This window comes from Kribbella sp. VKM Ac-2566 (assembly GCF_004366005.1).
In the GTDB taxonomy this organism is placed as follows: domain Bacteria; phylum Actinomycetota; class Actinomycetes; order Propionibacteriales; family Kribbellaceae; genus Kribbella; species Kribbella pratensis.
Window position 1 is genome coordinate 70,614 of the sequence record NZ_SODT01000002.1, and the last position, 15,138, is coordinate 85,751.

16 protein-coding genes are annotated in these 15,138 nt (G+C 69.3%); 1 reads left to right on the forward strand and 15 read right to left on the reverse strand.

All coding sequences use genetic code 11. From position 1 onward, the window contains the following. Position 1: 1 nt before the first annotated feature. The 12 genes from EV647_RS01850 to EV647_RS01905 form a co-directional block, all read right to left on the reverse strand. Positions 2–1,477, reverse strand: a complete 1,476-nt coding sequence (locus tag EV647_RS01850) for a polysaccharide biosynthesis protein (RefSeq protein WP_238175279.1) — start codon at positions 1,475–1,477, stop codon at positions 2–4. Beyond that, positions 1,474–2,697 (reverse strand): DegT/DnrJ/EryC1/StrS aminotransferase family protein, encoded by a 1,224-nt coding sequence (locus EV647_RS01855; protein ID WP_133997409.1) that lies wholly within the window; start codon positions 2,695–2,697, stop codon positions 1,474–1,476. Before EV647_RS01855 ends, EV647_RS01850 begins: the two co-directional genes overlap by 4 nt. Positions 2,698–2,799: 102 nt before the next feature. After that, positions 2,800–3,513, reverse strand: coding sequence for a response regulator transcription factor (locus tag EV647_RS01860; protein ID WP_133997412.1), 714 nt, complete (start codon positions 3,511–3,513; stop codon positions 2,800–2,802). Beyond that, the gene (locus EV647_RS41830) at positions 3,510–4,148 is read right to left on the reverse strand and encodes a response regulator transcription factor (RefSeq protein WP_166679863.1); all 639 of its coding nucleotides are present in this window, start codon (positions 4,146–4,148) and stop codon (positions 3,510–3,512) included. The genes EV647_RS01860 and EV647_RS41830 overlap by 4 nt, the downstream gene beginning before the upstream one ends. Beyond that, on the reverse strand, positions 4,145–4,783 hold the full coding sequence (locus EV647_RS01870; protein WP_133997415.1) for a sensor histidine kinase KdpD: 639 nt from the start codon (positions 4,781–4,783) through the stop codon (positions 4,145–4,147). Before EV647_RS01870 ends, EV647_RS41830 begins: the two co-directional genes overlap by 4 nt. A gap of 262 nt (positions 4,784–5,045) precedes the next feature. Beyond that, the gene (locus tag EV647_RS01875) at positions 5,046–6,371 is read right to left on the reverse strand and encodes a right-handed parallel beta-helix repeat-containing protein (protein ID WP_133997418.1); all 1,326 of its coding nucleotides are present in this window, start codon (positions 6,369–6,371) and stop codon (positions 5,046–5,048) included. Positions 6,372–6,646: 275 nt separating this feature from the next. Continuing rightward, positions 6,647–7,726, reverse strand: coding sequence for a HAMP domain-containing sensor histidine kinase (locus tag EV647_RS01880; RefSeq protein WP_133997421.1), 1,080 nt, complete (start codon positions 7,724–7,726; stop codon positions 6,647–6,649). Then, positions 7,719–8,384, reverse strand: coding sequence for a response regulator transcription factor (locus EV647_RS01885; RefSeq protein WP_133997424.1), 666 nt, complete (start codon positions 8,382–8,384; stop codon positions 7,719–7,721). The genes EV647_RS01880 and EV647_RS01885 overlap by 8 nt, the downstream gene beginning before the upstream one ends. Before the next feature lie 155 nt (positions 8,385–8,539). Then, a complete protein-coding gene (locus EV647_RS01890) occupies positions 8,540–8,731 on the reverse strand; it encodes a hypothetical protein (protein WP_133997427.1) in 192 nt (63 codons plus the stop codon). 56 nt (positions 8,732–8,787) lie between these two features. Continuing rightward, a complete protein-coding gene (locus EV647_RS01895; RefSeq protein ID WP_133997431.1) occupies positions 8,788–9,417 on the reverse strand; it encodes a CoA transferase subunit B in 630 nt (209 codons plus the stop codon). A gap of 1 nt (position 9,418) precedes the next feature. Further along, on the reverse strand, positions 9,419–10,183 hold the full coding sequence (locus EV647_RS01900; RefSeq protein WP_133997434.1) for a CoA transferase subunit A: 765 nt from the start codon (positions 10,181–10,183) through the stop codon (positions 9,419–9,421). A gap of 31 nt (positions 10,184–10,214) precedes the next feature. Next, positions 10,215–11,411 (reverse strand): acetyl-CoA C-acetyltransferase, encoded by a 1,197-nt coding sequence (locus tag EV647_RS01905; RefSeq protein WP_166680187.1) that lies wholly within the window; start codon positions 11,409–11,411, stop codon positions 10,215–10,217. A gap of 71 nt (positions 11,412–11,482) precedes the next feature. Here EV647_RS01905 and EV647_RS01910 point away from each other — a divergent pair, with 71 nt between their 5' ends. After that, positions 11,483–12,373: a LysR family transcriptional regulator gene (locus EV647_RS01910; protein ID WP_238176969.1), complete on the forward strand. Its 891-nt coding sequence runs from the start codon at positions 11,483–11,485 to the stop codon at positions 12,371–12,373. On the opposite strand, the gene EV647_RS01915 is transcribed toward EV647_RS01910, so the two are convergent. From EV647_RS01915 to EV647_RS01925, 3 genes are all read right to left on the reverse strand, one after another. Next, the gene (locus EV647_RS01915) at positions 12,354–13,670 is read right to left on the reverse strand and encodes a HAMP domain-containing sensor histidine kinase (protein ID WP_133997443.1); all 1,317 of its coding nucleotides are present in this window, start codon (positions 13,668–13,670) and stop codon (positions 12,354–12,356) included. The genes EV647_RS01910 and EV647_RS01915 overlap by 20 nt on opposite strands. A 2-nt stretch (positions 13,671–13,672) precedes the next feature. Next, entirely contained in the window at positions 13,673–14,356 is a 684-nt protein-coding gene (locus tag EV647_RS01920) for a response regulator transcription factor (protein WP_133997448.1), read from the reverse strand. Positions 14,357–14,489: 133 nt separating this feature from the next. Beyond that, on the reverse strand, positions 14,490–15,110 hold the full coding sequence (locus EV647_RS01925) for a hypothetical protein (protein WP_133997451.1): 621 nt from the start codon (positions 15,108–15,110) through the stop codon (positions 14,490–14,492). Between the last annotated feature and the right edge of the window lie 28 nt (positions 15,111–15,138).

Sequence of the window (15,138 nt, forward strand, 5' to 3'; positions counted from 1 at the left end):
ATCAGTAGTCGTCCGGGTACGGCGATCCCGCACGCACCAGGCCCGGCGCCGGGCTGTACTCCGGGACGAGGTGGCGCAGATGCCGGAAGACCTCGTCGGACCGGTTGTGCGCCGCAGCGTCGTACAGTTCCCGCAGCCCGGCCCGGAATCCGGGCACGGTGCACGGCGGCCGGGTCATCGAGATCCGCGGATGCTCGGTCGGCAGTGCCTCCTCGCCCGCTCCGAACAGCTCCTCGGTGAGCTTCTCCCCGGGACGCAGCCCGGTGTACTTGAAGTCCACCTCGCGGATGTTCAGCAGCGTCGCGAAGTTGCGCACCAGATCGACGATCCGTACCGGCTCACCCATGTCCAGCACGTACGTCGCGGAGCCGTCGGACATCCGCACCGCCTCGAGGACCAGCCCGACCGCCTCCTCGATGGTCATGAAGAACCGGCTCACATCCGGATGAGTGACGGTCACCGGCGAGCCGCTGGCCAGCTGGTCCCGGACCACATGCAGCAGCGAACCACGGCTGCCCAGCACGTTGCCGAACCGCACCGCGGTCAGCACCGTGCGCGTCGGTTGATGCGCGTCCAGCACCAGCTCGGCCAGCCGCTTGGTTGCCCCAAGCACCGATGCCGGGTTGGCGGCCTTGTCGGTCGAGATCAGCACGAACCGCTCCACGTCGTGGGCCACAGCGGCCTCGACCAGGTTCTCCGTACCACGGACGTTGGACTTCACGCCTTCACACGGATGGCGTTCCAGGACCGGGAGGTGTTTCAGCGCCGCCGCATGGAAGACGATCTGCGGCCGGTAGTCACGGAACAGCTGGAACAGCCGCTCCGTGTCCCGGATGTCGGCGACCACTGTGTTCTCGGTGTCCAGCAGGGCCTCACCCCACAGCTCGAGCTGGGTGCGGTGCAGATTGGACTCGTCGTGGTCCAGCATGATCAGCTCGGCCGGCCCGAACCCATGGACCTGGCGGCACAGCTCGCTGCCGATCGATCCTCCGGCACCGGTGACCAGGACCCGTTTGCCGGCGATGGCGTCCCGCGCGTGCCGGCTGACGACGTGCATTTCTGACCGGCCGATCAGCGGCCCGACCTGGAGTGCGCGCATGTCGGTCCCCGCGATCTGGCGCTGCAGCGCCGACAGGAACGGCGGCAGGTGCAGCACCGTGACGCCCTGGCCGGCGGCTCGCAGACCGAGCTGCTTCACTTCGTGCGACGGCATCGACGGAATGGCGACTACGACGACGTCAACCTGTTTCCACTCGAGCACCTGCTCGAGATCGGCCAGGGTGCCGAGGACCTGACGTCCGCCGTACCGCCGGCCTTGCTTGGCCGGGTCGTCGTCCAGGAAGCCGACCGGATCCAGGCCGAACGAGCTGACCCGGTGCAGGTCGCGGGCCAGCGCAAGCCCGGCCTCGCCGGCCCCGACCACGATGGCCCGCAGCAGGGTCCGCTCGCTCTGACGTAGCAGCACAGGCTGAGTCATTCCGTTCCCTTTCCGGTGAGTCCCTGGTGTGCGAGGTCGGCGATCGCCGTACAGACCGCGTCGATCTGCCGATCGGTCAGCCGTGGGTAGATCGGCAGCGACAGCAGCTGTTCGAACAGCACGTCCGCGCCGGGCAGCCCCATCGACGGGATCAGCGCGGCCTGGCTGAAGTAGGCCAGACGATGGACGGGGATGAAATGGACCGACGTACCGATCGCACGTTCGGACAGGCAGGCGATGACCTCGTCGCGATCGATCCCACCGTTCAGCTGCACCCGGATCGGGTAGAGGTGCCACGCGTGGGTGCCGGTGCCCGGATCCGGTCGGTGCGGCAGCCGGACGCCGGGGAGGCCGGCGAGCTGGTCGTCGTAGCGCGCCGCGATCTGCGCGCGCCGGCGCTGCCAGGACGGGAGGTGGGCCAACTGCGCCCGTCCCATTGCCGCCTGGAGGTCGGTCATGTTGGCCTTCAGGCCGGCCTCCGCGACGTTGTAGCGCCAGCCTCCGCCAGGCAGGTACCTCCGCCACGCGTCGGCCGTCATGCCGTGCAGCCGCGCCTTCCGCAACCACTCCGCTCGTGCCGGGTCGTCCGTGGTGACTATGCCGCCCTCACCGAGCGGAAGGTTCTTGGTGGCGTAGAAGCTGAAGCAGGTAGCACCGCAGCCCGAGCCGATCGGCGTACTTCCGGCGTACGTTCCGAGGGCGTGCGCCGCGTCCACCACCACGCGGTCCAGCGGCAGCTCGGCAGCGTCTGCCAGCCCCGGTACGTCGGCGAGGTCACCGGCCCAGTGCACCAGCGTCATCGCGGCGGGCGGGCCGAAGGACCGGACAGCGTTGCGCACGGTCGATCGCGTAGGCATGCCGGTCACCGGGTCCACGTCGACCAGAACGGGCTGCAGGCCGGCGTGGACGATCGCCTGGACAGCGCCGCAGAAAGTCATCGTCGAGCTCAGCACCAGCGATCCCGGCGGCAGACCGAGAGACCGCAGCGCGAGTTCGATGCCCTGGGTGCAGGACGAGACGGCAACCGCGCACTCGGCGCCGACCGAGGTCGCGAACTCGCTCTCGAAGGCGGCCACCTCGCGGCCGGTGGTCACCCAACCGGACCGCAGAACACGCAGTGCGGCCGTCTGTGCCTCGGTGCTGATGTGGCAGTCCGCGAACGGTACGGCGGCCTCTTCGGCCGGTACGGCGTGCGGCACTGCATTGATCCGGGTGGTCATCCCGATTGCCCCCTCAGTGCGCCCGACTGGGCCGCTGATTTCCACCGACGTTACGGGCCGTTACCGCTGCCCGCGCCCGACGACGAGACGAGAACGGCTACGTCAAGAGGGTGATCCGGGCGGGCGAAGAATTTCGGACTCTTCCGTCTCGTCGATACCGGCCACTCCCAGTGAGCGGGCAAAGGCGACGAGTGCGAGCGCCGAGTGCTGCCCCGAACGGCGCAGCAGACTCTGGATGTGGGTCCGCACGGTGTTGGTGGAGACGAACAGGTGCTGGGCGACCTCGCCCCGCGTCATGCCGGACACCAGGCAGCGCAGCACATCGAGCTCGCGGGGCGTCAATTGGTCCAGGAAATCGGCTGCGGCGCGCTGCCGATGCAGGTCCGTCAGGAGATGCGTGAGCACGGGTTCCAACGTCGAAGGCGTCAGGTACATGTGCCCTTCGACGACCTGCCAGATCGCCGCGACCAGAGCACTCCATGGGGTGGTCTTCGTCAGCCAGCCGCGCGCGCCGGCCTCCAGCGCGCGGACGATCAACCGTGCTTCGGTGCTGCCCGACAGCACCATCACAGGCGGCGAATCCGGTCTGTCACCGAGCTCGCCGAGCAGCTCGTACCCGGACTCCTCCGCCAAGGCCAGATCGAGCAACACGAGGTCGGGCCGATCCGTGCCGAGCAAGGCCCTGGCACCGTCGAGCGTCGCGGCCCGACTGACCCGGCTGATGCCCGGCTCGGTCTCGAGCAGACTCGCGAGCGCCTCGGTGAAGACACGGTGGTCGTCGACCAGCACGACGGCGACACCACCTTCGCCGGTCACCGGTGGTCACCCGTGGCCAGCTCTCCGACGTCGACCAGTCCAGCGGCGACAGCAGCCCGGGCGAGTTTTCCGCGTCCATGGACGTCGAGTTTGCGCAGGACCTGCTGAACGTGCGTCCGGATGGTGTGCCGGCTGACACCGAGCCGCTCCGCGATCTGCTGGGTCGACAGCCCCCGCACCACCAGGTGCAAGACCTCCAGTTCTCTGGTCGTCAGCGTCTCGACGAGGGTGTGCTGCCTGCGCTGACCTCCGACCAGCCAGCCTTCGGAGACCCTCGACCCGCGGCCCACGGCTCCGATCGCAGCGGTGAGCGTGTGCAGCCCGCAGGCCTTGTTGACCAGTCCGTCCGCGCGACCACTGTCGTAGGTGTCCCAGGCCTCGTCATCACGCGAGTCCACCAGCAGAACGACACGAGGTGCGGGCTGCAATCCCTTCAGACGCCGGCAGACCTGTGCGGTCGTCAACGGCCCTCCGAGGAAGTCGATCACGGCCAGCTCCACCCGGGACCGAGCGACGGAGTCGAGCAACTCGGCCGCATCGTCGGTCACGAGTACGACGTCGTGACCACGACCGCCGAGTGCCGCCGCGAGGACCGAGGCGAACAGCCATTGCTCGTCACAGATCGCCAGCCTCATGCCGACCTCACCGGGCGGTGGCCGGCAGGCAGGCAGATCCGGACCGTCGTCCCGGCGCCAGGTGTACTGCGGATCTCCATCCGGCCCGCGCACGCACGCACGGCCTCGGCGACCACCCGCAGACCGAGACCGGTGCCCGAGGCAACATCACCGAACCCGGGACCGTCGTCGGAGACCTCGACCCAGGCCTCGCCGTCGACGATGTCCACGTGAACCTGAACCGTGCCCGCGCCACCTGCCGCGCGGCAGGCGTTGTCGAGCAGATTCCCGATCGCCCGGCGCAGCAGGGCCTGGTCACCGACCACTGTCACGCGCGCGGGGCGCTCGAAGATCACCGCCGCCCGGTGGGTCACGCGGACGACGTCCGCGCACTCGCCCGCGAGCCGGCTCAGGTTCACCCCGCCGATCCGGCGAGCGTCCTGCTCGACCTCCAGCAGCTCGGCGATCGCGGCGAACTGCTGGCGGATCAGACTCATCCTGCCCAGCACCGCGGCCTCGTCGATCGTCGCGGACGACTGTTCGGACAGCAGCAGACCTGCCGCGACGTACTGCCGCAGGTCGTGGCAGAGCCGCACCAGCGGCGCGTCGTCGGCCGACAGCCCGTTCTTGTCCCATGGCGCATTGATGACGCCCATTGGTGACCCCCCTCAGGTCCCGTCCGAGCCGGCGCCCATCGCAGTCCCCGTGCCAAGCATCTGTATGACCACGGACTGTTACGTTCGCCCGCACTCTCCTGGTCAAGCCTCCGGGCACTCACGTCTCGGTCCAGGACACCAGTAGAGGCCTGACCAGCGTGATTGTGGGGGTTTTCGCCCATCCGTCATGATTCGGTCATTTTCACGTCATCTTGTGTCCACCGGTCTCGGACGGTGATCGATCACGGATCGTGACTCGATGTCAGGGCTGATATTCGTACGCGCCCAGGTCGTCGTACTGTCGCGGCCCTTCGGCGAACGCGTTGCTGGTCGCCGGGTCGTCAGCGCGTGGCAGTCCCTCGAAGTCGGCGGTCTGCGCACCGGAGACACCGGAATCGCCGCGGTCGATCGCGGCCGAACCGGCCAGCAGTCGCAGGTCCCACGAGGCCGGGGCGACGAACCGGGGATCGGCCTGCACGCCATGGGCCTCCTGTTGGGTCGCCGCCTGCATGGCGGCCAAGGAGGTGTACGTCGAGCCGAACGCGTACATCTTGCCGCTCGTGGTCAACCAGACCAGGTTGTGGTCCACCACCGTACTCGACGGGGCCGAGTCCCAGATGCCGATGTTGCCGGCACGCCGGGCGCAGGCGATGCCGTCGTAGGCCGGATAGACAGCGTTGTCCACCGCGACGTTGTCGATGACCTGGTAGCCGCCGGACGTACCCTCGACGTTGATCCCCGACGTGCAGTTGCGGTAGACCGTGTTGCCGATCAGCCGGCCACCGGTGACGTTGAGGTTGTCGATGCCGTGGTCGCCGTTGTTGTACGTGACGTTCAGCGCGGCCAGGTTGTCGTTGCCGCCGGTGTAGAACTGGATGCCGGAGTCCTCGTTGTCGTGGGTGACGTTGCGGAGCACGGTGTTGCCGGGACTGACCACGTTGATTCCGTTGGCGTTGCGCCGGTACCCCTCGGCGTTGAAGCCGGCGGAGTTGCCGGCGATCAGGATCCCGGTGGAGCCGGAGGTGACCAGGATGCCGGTGCCGTTGTTGTGGTGCACGTCGTTGCTGCTGACAACGGACTGGCTGGATCCGCGAACGCTGATCCCCGGCGCGGTCTGGCCCGACACCTGGTGCCCCGCACCCGTCACCGAGTTGCCGGTGACGGTGATGTTGTTGCTGTTGGAGACGTAGACGCCGTCGTACCTGGTGCCGCTGAAGGTGAGGCCCGAGACGGTGATGTACCCGCGGGACGAGATGTTCGCGCCGTAACTGGTGGGGTTCAGGACCGGATGGCGGCCGGGCCACGAGGTGATCGTGATCGGGGCGGCCGCCGTGCCGGAGACGATCGGCTTGATCGTCTCGGCGTAGGTCCCGTCCCCGATGTAGAGCGTGTCGCCGGCCGCGAGCTTGCTGACACCCTTGACGACCGTGCAGTACGGCGCCGACGCCGTGCCCGGGCCGGTGTCCGAGCACGCGGACACGGACCCGTCGACGTACAGCGTCGTCGTGGCACCGCGCGCGACGAGCGGACTCGCGAGCAGGACGCCGCTCACCACGAGGGCGGCCGAAACTCTCCCGATGCGCCTCATGCCTCTCAGCGTGGACCGGTACGGCCGCGGGCACATCACACAATCGACGTATCCTCCGCCCGTCCGCAGGATGAGAGCAGACTGCGTACGCCGGTCCGGGCTGGTCGTGAGACGGCCTCGGCGAGGGGGTGCCGACGGCCGGGACCTCCCGGCTCCGGAGCCTGTGGGGGCTGCTTCCGGATTCGTATCGCGGCGTACGCAGCGTGGCTCCCCCCAGCAGGTTGCGCCGAGCGTCCTGGGAAGGCAAGGAACATGACGCCGACGTCATCGAGCAGTCAGGTTGACAGCGGCCTGCCTGCCGGGAGAGTCAGCTCGAAGATCGCACCGCCATCGGGCCCGTTCCGCACGGACAGGTCACCGCCGTGAGCCGTCGTCACCGACCTGGCCATGGACAGGCCGAGCCCGGTACCCATCCGGCCGGACGGTGGCAACCGATGCCAGAATCGGTCGAACACATGAGGCAGGTCCTCGGCTGCGACGCCCGGTCCCGAGTCGATGACCGCGACCGTGCACCGGCGACTGCCCGTCCACCCACAGCGCACGGTGATCGCGGCTCCGTCGGGGGTGTGGTGTACCGCGTTCTCGACGAGTGCGTCGACCGCCATCGCGATCCACTCCGGATCCATCATGATCAGGCCTGTGGGTGCGCTGTCGATCCGCCAGTCCCGCTCGGCTGCGGCCGACCAGTTGACGGCGATCTCACCGACGAGCTCGCCGAGATCGACCGGCTGCTTGGTCAGGGCCTCGCCGGCGTCGAGTCGCGCGCACGCGAGGAGACGGTTGGCCAGTGCCGACATCCGCCCGAGCTGTCGCAGGGCGACGTACACGTCCGACCGGGTTTCGCTGTCCAGAGCCTGCCCCACCACCAGCTCCAGATGACCGCGCGCGATCGTCACGGGTGTCCGGATCGCGTGCGATGCCTCGCGGAAGAATTCGAGTTCGCGGTCGACCGCCTCGAGTTGACCCGCGGCCATCCGCTCCAGCTCTTCGACAGCCGCGGCCCGGCGGCGGGCATGCCACACCATGACCAGCACCACGAGGGGTAACAGCGGGACTTCGGCGAGCTCGGCGGGAGCCAACACGCCCTCGGACGTACGGGCGATGATCACCCAGCCACTGATCACGGTGATCACGACGGTGACCGCGACCGTGGGCACCACCGGCCAGATCCGGAAGCCGTAGGCGACCGCGAGTCCGAGGAACAGGACGTGGTACGGCCCGCTCTCATGACCGGGCAGGGCGATCATGAGCCCCACCATCAACACGATGAACACGGCCACCGCGACGTCGGTAACCAGCCCGCCCGGCTGTCGGGGCCGGACGCCGAGGGCCCGGGACACCGGTAGGTCAGGCACTTTGGAGCTGATAGCCGACGTTGCGAACCGTCAGGATGAGATCCGGTCCCACCTTCGACCGGAGCCGGCCGACACAGACGTCGACGACGTTCGTCGACGGGTCGAAGTCGTACCCCCAGACCTCCGACAGCAGTTCCTGCCGCGAGCACACGGCATCTGGGTTGGTCATCAGGTGGCGAAGCAGCAGGAACTCGCGCTTCGCCAGCAGTGTCGGCCGACCGTCGACCACAAGCTGGCGGGCCTCCAGGTCCAGCACGATGTCTCCGACCCGGAGCCGGTTCTTCCGCCGGTTCGCGGCGTCCTCACCCAGCCTGCCCCGGGCCCGGGCGATCAGCTCCCGGACCGCGAACGGCTTCGCGACGAAGTCGACCGCTCCCTGCTCCAGGCAGGCGATCCGGAGCTGAACGTCCGCCGTGGCCGACAGGATCAGGACCCGGTACGACGGATCCTGGGTCACCAAGGCGGAGAGCACGGCCTCACCGTGCATACCGGGCATCGCCAGGTCGAGCACGATCAGCGCCGGGTGTTGGTCCAGCGCGAGCCGGAGACCCTCCAGGCCGTTGGTCGAGGTCAGGACCTGATAACCCTCGGCCTCGAGCGCGCGCCGCACGAAGCGGACGAGATCGGGCTCGTCGTCGATCACAAGAATCTTGGTCATCTCGCCCCCTCAGGATGATGACCAGGTGCAACTGTCCGCCAGTCTGGAACGGTTGGGCCCACAATGGAAGCCTGGTGCCGGACAGACCGGGCGCTCGGGCTGAATACCGGACGTCAGCGTGCATTCGGTGACCGTGGGAAACGAACTGAACGTGCTCAGTTGTGGCGCTTCGACAGGAGAAGGGGCGGAATCCTGCCGTACGACGTGATCGCGGTCGCCCTACCGTTCGCGTGGCTCATTGCGAACTGGTAGGCGGACTGCTCGTCGTGGTCGGCGGCGACGAGCAGCGTGCCGCCGCGCGGGCCGAGCCAACGACCGTTTGACGACGAACTTGCAGCGAGCTGCAACCATGCCAGGTCCGCGACCCGTGCTCGACCCGCGGACCTCGGACGGGACGGCGGAGTCACCAGGTGATGGGGGCTGCGGTGGCGGATCGGAGGTCGGGGAGGGTTACGGCGGGGGCCAGTTCTACGAGGTTGAAGGTGCCGTTGGCAACGTCCAGGACGGCCAGGTCGGTGATGACTCGTTGGACCACCCCGCGGCCGGTCAGCGGAAGAGTGCAGGACGTGAGCAGTTTGGGGGCGCCCTGGCGGGTGCGGTGTTCCATCAGGACGATCACGCGGCGGGCGCCGCTGACGAGGTCCATGGCGCCGCCCATGCCCTTCACCATGGCGCCGGGGACGAGCCAGTTCGCGAGGTCGCCGTACGCCGAGACCTGCATCCCGCCGAGGATCGCGACGTCGAGGTGGCCGCTGCGGATCATCGCGAAGCTGGTCGCCGAGTCGAAGTACGACGCCCCGGGGACGACGGTGACGGTCTGCTTGCCGGCGTCGATCAGGTCCGGGTCGACCTCGTCGTCGTACGGAAACGGGCCGACGCCGAGAATCCCGTTCTCTGCATGCAACGTGACGGACGATGCGGGCGGCAGGTGGTTGGGGACGAGGGTCGGCAGTCCGATACCGAGGTTCACGTACTCGCCGTCAGTCAGCTCGGCGGCCGCTCGCGCGGCCATCTCGTCACGGCTCCAGGGCATCTCATGCGCCCCGGGTCGTGCGTTTCTCGATCCGCTTCTGCGCGGCCTGCTCCGGCGTCAGCGGTACGACGTGGCGTACGAAGACGCCTGGGAGGTGGATCGCGTCCGGGGCGAGGTCGCCGACGTCCACGACGCGCTCGGCCTCGACGATCGTCAGCCGGCCGGCCATCGCGGCGACCGGGTTGAAGTTCCGGGCGGCCGCGTGGAACACGCAGTTGCCGGACCGGTCGGCGACCGCGGCGCGGATCAGCGCGACATCGGTGACGATCGCCTCCTCCAGCACCATGTCCCGGCCCTGGATCGTCCGCACCTCCTTCGCGGGTGAGGCGACCGCGACCGTACCGTCCGGCGCGTACCGCCACGGCAACCCGCCCTCCGAGACCAACGTGCCGACACCGGTCGGGGTGAAGAACGCCCCGATCCCGGACCCGCCCGCGCGCAAGCGCTCGGCGAGCGTGCCCTGCGGCGTCAGCTCGAGCGTCAACTCCCCCGCGAGGTACTGACGCGCGAACTCCTTGTTCTCCCCGACGTACGACGCGATCACCCGGCTGATCCGCCCGCGTTCGAGCAGCAGACCCAGGCCCGCACCGTCGACGCCGCAGTTGTTCGACACCACGGTCAGATCGCTCGCGCCCTGCTCGAGCAACGCCTCGATCAGGAACCACGGAATCCCGGCCAGTCCGAACCCGCCGACTGCCAGACTCGAACCGTCCGCGATGTCCGCGACTGCCGCAGCCGGCGTGGCGACGACCTTGTCGAGACTCATGAGCCTCCCTCCAGAAGGTGGTCCGGTGCGGTCATAGGACTGCTTCGAAGACGGCCGCGATGCCCTGGCCGCCGCCGATGCACAGCGTCTCCAGGGCGTAGCGGCCTGAGCGGCGGTGGAGTTCGTAGGACAGCGTGGCGAGGATGCGGGCGCCGGTCGCACCGAGCGGGTGACCCAGGGAGATGCCGGAGCCGTTCGGGTTCAGGCGATCGTCGAGCGGATCGATCTTCCATTCGCGCAGGCAGGCGAGCGCCTGGGCGGCGAACGCTTCGTTGAGCTCGATCAGGTCGAGGTCGTCGAGGGTCAGCTCGGCGCGGGCGAGCGCGGCGGCGACCGCCGGGACCGGGCCGATCCCCATCACCTCGGGTCCGACCCCGGCGACAGCCCAGGACTTCAGCCTCACCAGCGGACGCAGACCACGCCGTTCGGCCTCGTGGCGAGTGGTGACGACGCAGACCGCGGCGCCGTCGTTCTGCCCGCTCGCGTTGCCGGCGGTCACGGTCGCTTCCGGGTCGTCCTCGAGCATGACGGGCCGAAGAGCGGCGAGACCCTCGAGTGAGGTGTCAGGCCGGGGATGCTCGTCCGCGGTGATCAGGCCGCGCTTGGGGACCTCCACCGGAATCAGTTCGTCGGCGAAGCGGCCATCGGTTTGCGCGGCGACGGCCCGCTGGTGCGAGCGGAGCGCGAACTCGTCCTGCTCCTGCCGCGAGATGCCGTACTCCCGCCGTACGTTCTCGGCTGTCTCGAGCATGCCGCCCGGCACCGGGTGATATTTCCCGCCCGCGGTCTCGCGAGCGCGGATCAGGCGGTCGTTCAGCTCCACGTTGCCGCGGATGCCGGTGCGCAGGCCGAGGGCGTAGTGCTCGACCTGCGACATCGATTCGGTGCCTCCGGCAACCACCACACGGGCCGCGCCCGTCGCGACCATGCCCGCGGCATACAGCACGGCCTGCAATCCAGAGCCGCACCGGCGGTCCACCTGGACACCCGGTACGCCGACGCCGAGGCCCGCGTCGAGGGCAGCGATCCGGCCGATGGCGGGCGCCTCGCCGTTCGGGTAGCACTGGCCGAGAACGACGTCGTCGACATCACCTTCGCCCAGACCGGTTCGCCGTACCAGCTCGGTGAGAGCGACGGTGGCGAGGTCGGCCGCGGACAGCGCGGACAGGACGCCGCCGAAACGGCCCACCGGCGTACGGATCGGTTCGCAGATCACCACGTCGTTCATGCTCTCGACGGTAGGCCGGTCGAACCGATATGGAGAAATACTCATTTACGCTGAATAAAGACTCTGCGAGTATGAATGGCATGGAGCTCCGGCACCTGCGGTACTTCGTCGCCGTCGCCGAGGAACGGCACTTCGGTCGCGCCGCGGCCCGCCTGCACATGGCGCAGCCGCCGCTGTCGCAGCAGATCCGCCAGTTGGAGAGCGAGCTGGGCCTGCAGCTGCTCCGCCGTACGACGCGACGCGTGGAGCTCACGCCCGCGGGCGAGTCCTACCTGGTGCGGGCGCGGCAGATCCTCGCGGCGGTCTCGTCCGCGGCGGGTGAGGCGCAGCGGGTCGCGGCCGGGCTGCAGGGGCGGCTGGTGATCGGGTGCGTCGGCTCGGCGACGTACAGCCTGCTGCCGCAACTGGTCCGGACGTTGCGCGAGGAGCTTCCCGACCTCGAGGTCGCCGTACAGGGCGAGATGCTCGCACCCGATCAGGCGCAGGCCCTCGCGGACGGGCGGATCGACCTAGGGCTGCTGCGGCCGCCGGTCGAGGACGAATCACTGCGGGTCGAAGTACTGCGGGCCGATCCGCTGATCGTCGCCGTACCCGACGGGCATCGGCTGGCCGGCCGACGGCGGGTGCGGCTCGAGGAGCTGGCAGACGAAGACTTCGTGATCCATGCCGGTGGCGGGCGGTCGGTGATGCACGACACCGTCCTCGCCCGCTGCCGAGAGGCCGGATTCGAACCGCGAGTCCGGCACGAGGTCGCGGAAACGTCAACGTTGGTGACGTTCGTCGCCGCCGGACTCGGCATCGCGATCGTGCCCGCGCCCGTAGCCGAACTCCTGGTCCCAGGCGTCACCTATCGCCCACTCACCGGCTCACCAACCATCGACCTGGCAGCCGCCACCCGAGCCGACGACGAAGCCCCGCACCTAGAGCGCGCACTGTCTGTCCTCAAAGGTTTGGTTCAGTAGCAGCTCTGAGAGTCAGGACGACTTCGTTGCGGTGGAGGGTCAGCGTGCCACCGGCGGCTTCGGCGCAGCGGCGGGCTATGTCCAGGCCCAGACCGGTGGAGCCGCGGTCGCTGCGGCCGCGTTCGCCGGCGCCCAGGGGAATGCCGGGACCGTTGTCGGCGACAACTATCCGTACGACGCCGTCCGTGCGGGTCAGTGTGATCCGCGCGGGTGTCCCGTCGGGGGTGTGCGCTACGACGTTCTCCACGAGTGCGTCGAGTGCCGCGCCGAGGTCCTCGCCGGAGGAGCGCACCGCCGCGGGCACGTTCGGCAGGTCCAGCGCGAGCTCGCGGCCCTGGTCCTCGAACAGCGGCTCCCAGAACGCGGCCCGCTGACGCGTCACCTCGACCGCGTCCGAGTGCGGAACGCGGCCCTCGCGCTGGGGTCGCCGAGCAGCACTGATCACCGCGGTCAGTGTCCGTTCGAGGCTGTTGACCTGGGTGTTCAGCTCCTCGGCGCTCTCCCGGTCCGGCAGCGCCTCGACCTGCAGACGCAGCGCGGTCAACGGCGTACGCAGGCGGTGCGACAGGTCCGCGACCGCCTCGCGTTCGACCGCGATCACCTCGTCGATCCGGTCCGCGAGACCGTTCAGCGCGGAGCCGACCTTCGCGACCTCGGCCGGTCCGGTCGTCGGGGCGCGGGCGTCCATGTCGCCGCGGGCCAGACGTTCCGCCGTACTCGCCGTCTCCTCCAACGGGCGCGCGAGCCGACGCGACACCAGTTCGGCGCCGGCGATGCTGAGCAGCAGCACGACCAGACTCCCGCCGACGAGGATCAGGATCCTCGGCACCACACCGTCGTACAGCTCGTCGCCGGTGAGGTAGAGGCAGACGGAGGCCGCGCCGTGCGGCGTACCGACGCTGACGTCCACCGCGAGACCGCCGCCGATGTCGCGGTAGTCGGCGTCGCCGATCTTCGGCGGGCCCTTGTCGTCACGGTCACCGTCGCCGTACCCGGCGGGCATGTTCTTGGGGGTCGGCACCCCACCGGGCGGCGGATCGCCCAGTGTCGTACCGTCCGGCATCCGCACCGAGATCCGGCCCGGATGGTCCGTCAGGCCGTCGAGGTACGCCGTGATGTCGTCGTTCGTGTGGTTCTTGTCGCCGACGTAGTACGCGACGCTCTCCGCCAGGTACCGCGCCTTGTCCTTGGACTCGTTGGCCGTAGTACTGCGCAGCAGAATCACCAACGGTACGGCGAATGCGAGCACGACCAACGTGGTCATGCCCACCGACAGCAGCAGGATCCGACGGCGCATGCTCAGCCGTCCACCGCGAGCTTGATCCCGACGCCGCGAACACTGTGCAGGAACCGCGGCGCGGCCGCCGTCTCGCCGAGCTTCCGGCGCAACCACGACAGATGGACGTCGACAGTCCGGTCACCGCCGCCCCACGGCAGCCCCCATACCTCCGCGAGCAGTTCCCGCTTCGTCACCACGGCTCCGGGCCGACGCGACAACGCCAGCAGCAGGTCGAACTCCTTCCGGGTCAGGTCGACCGGCGAGCCGTCCACCGTCACCTCCCGGCTGCGCGGATCGATCCGCAGCCCGCCGACCTCGACCGTCGACTCCTCTTGCGAGTCGTGCCCGAGCCGCCGCAGTACGGCGCGAATCCGCGCATCCATCTGCGCCGCGCTGAACGGCTTGATCACGTAGTCGTCCGCGCCCGCGTCGAGCAGCCGTACGACGCTGGCGTCGTCGTCCCGCGCCGTCGCCACGATCACCGGCACATCGCTGACCGCCCGAACCATCGCGAGCACGTCCCGGCCGTCGAGGTCGGGCAGTCCGAGATCGAGCAGCAGAACCTCCGGCCGCTCCCGCGCGACCGCTGCGACCCCGTCGGCGCCGGCCGCGACCGCCGAGACCACATGCCCGGCCGCCGTCAGGGACTTCCCCAACGACAACCGAATCGCGTCATCGTCCTCGACCAGCAGCACCCGCGCCATGCTGTTGAGCCTAACCGCCGCCCCTGCCCGCGAGCCTCAAGCCGGGGTTAAGCGAACGTCAGCCACTCATCAACCTCGCGCCTGCTCCCTCGGCCACGCTCGGCGGGCCGGGTTAACCGGGTGTCGGGGAAGGTTACTGAGTGCTGGAGGTCCGGGGCGGCTTCAGGCCGGTGGCGCGGAGTTCGAGGGTGGCCAGGGCGGTGACGACCTCGCGGTCGCCGTCGCGCCAGGCGGCGACCGGGTCGTCGGAGATCTTCGCGAGTTTGTGCATCGGCTGGTTCGCCATCGCCCGGAGCGCGAACAGGTCCAGGTCCGCCGCGTTGTCGATGAACCGCTGCGCCGCGCCCGCCCGGCGCGCGAAGCGGATCCGCCGCGGCACCCAGATCAGTACGGCGAACAGCACCGGCAACCCGATCGTGACGGCCGCGAGCACGTACGCCAGCTGTTCCACCGCATGCGCCTGGTCCCGCCCCGCCTGCGCCAGCTTCCCCGCGGCACCGGCCGCCCCGTCGATCGGCGACCGCAACTGGTCACCCACCGCCGGCACCTTCCCGATCGGCTCGGACAACCGCCGCAGATCCCCCGCAAGCCCGTCCCCCGCCTCAGCCGCCTTCCGCCCCGGCGCCCCGAGCGCGTCGGTCACCCGGTAGACAAGCAAGCCCAACTCGACACAGGCCCAAACCCACGCCGCCAGCATCAGATCACCAACAACCTGCCGGAACCGCTGACCCCGTAGATCGGAATAGAGCTTCACCACTTGGCTCCCATCTGCCAGGGCGGTC

Bases quoted from the DNA above. Each gene is read 5' to 3' on its own strand.
- EV647_RS01875 (WP_133997418.1), bottom strand. From the start codon at position 6,371: ATGAGGCGCATCGGGAGAGTTTCGGCCGCCCTCGTGGTGAGCGGCGTC.
- EV647_RS41830 (WP_166679863.1), bottom strand. From the start codon at position 4,148: ATGAGGCTGGCGATCTGTGACGAGCAATGGCTGTTCGCCTCGGTCCTC.
- EV647_RS01915 (WP_133997443.1), bottom strand. From the start codon at position 13,670: ATGCGCCGTCGGATCCTGCTGCTGTCGGTGGGCATGACCACGTTGGTC.
- EV647_RS01855 (WP_133997409.1), bottom strand. From the start codon at position 2,697: ATGACCACCCGGATCAATGCAGTGCCGCACGCCGTACCGGCCGAAGAG.
- EV647_RS01910 (WP_238176969.1), top strand. From the start codon at position 11,483: ATGAATGGCATGGAGCTCCGGCACCTGCGGTACTTCGTCGCCGTCGCC.
- EV647_RS01900 (WP_133997434.1), bottom strand. From the start codon at position 10,183: ATGAGTCTCGACAAGGTCGTCGCCACGCCGGCTGCGGCAGTCGCGGAC.
- EV647_RS01885 (WP_133997424.1), bottom strand. From the start codon at position 8,384: ATGACCAAGATTCTTGTGATCGACGACGAGCCCGATCTCGTCCGCTTC.
- EV647_RS01905 (WP_166680187.1), bottom strand. From the start codon at position 11,411: ATGAACGACGTGGTGATCTGCGAACCGATCCGTACGCCGGTGGGCCGT.
- EV647_RS01850 (WP_238175279.1), bottom strand. From the start codon at position 1,477: ATGACTCAGCCTGTGCTGCTACGTCAGAGCGAGCGGACCCTGCTGCGG.
- EV647_RS01920 (WP_133997448.1), bottom strand. From the start codon at position 14,356: ATGGCGCGGGTGCTGCTGGTCGAGGACGATGACGCGATTCGGTTGTCG.
- EV647_RS01870 (WP_133997415.1), bottom strand. From the start codon at position 4,783: ATGGGCGTCATCAATGCGCCATGGGACAAGAACGGGCTGTCGGCCGAC.
- EV647_RS01895 (WP_133997431.1), bottom strand. From the start codon at position 9,417: ATGCCCTGGAGCCGTGACGAGATGGCCGCGCGAGCGGCCGCCGAGCTG.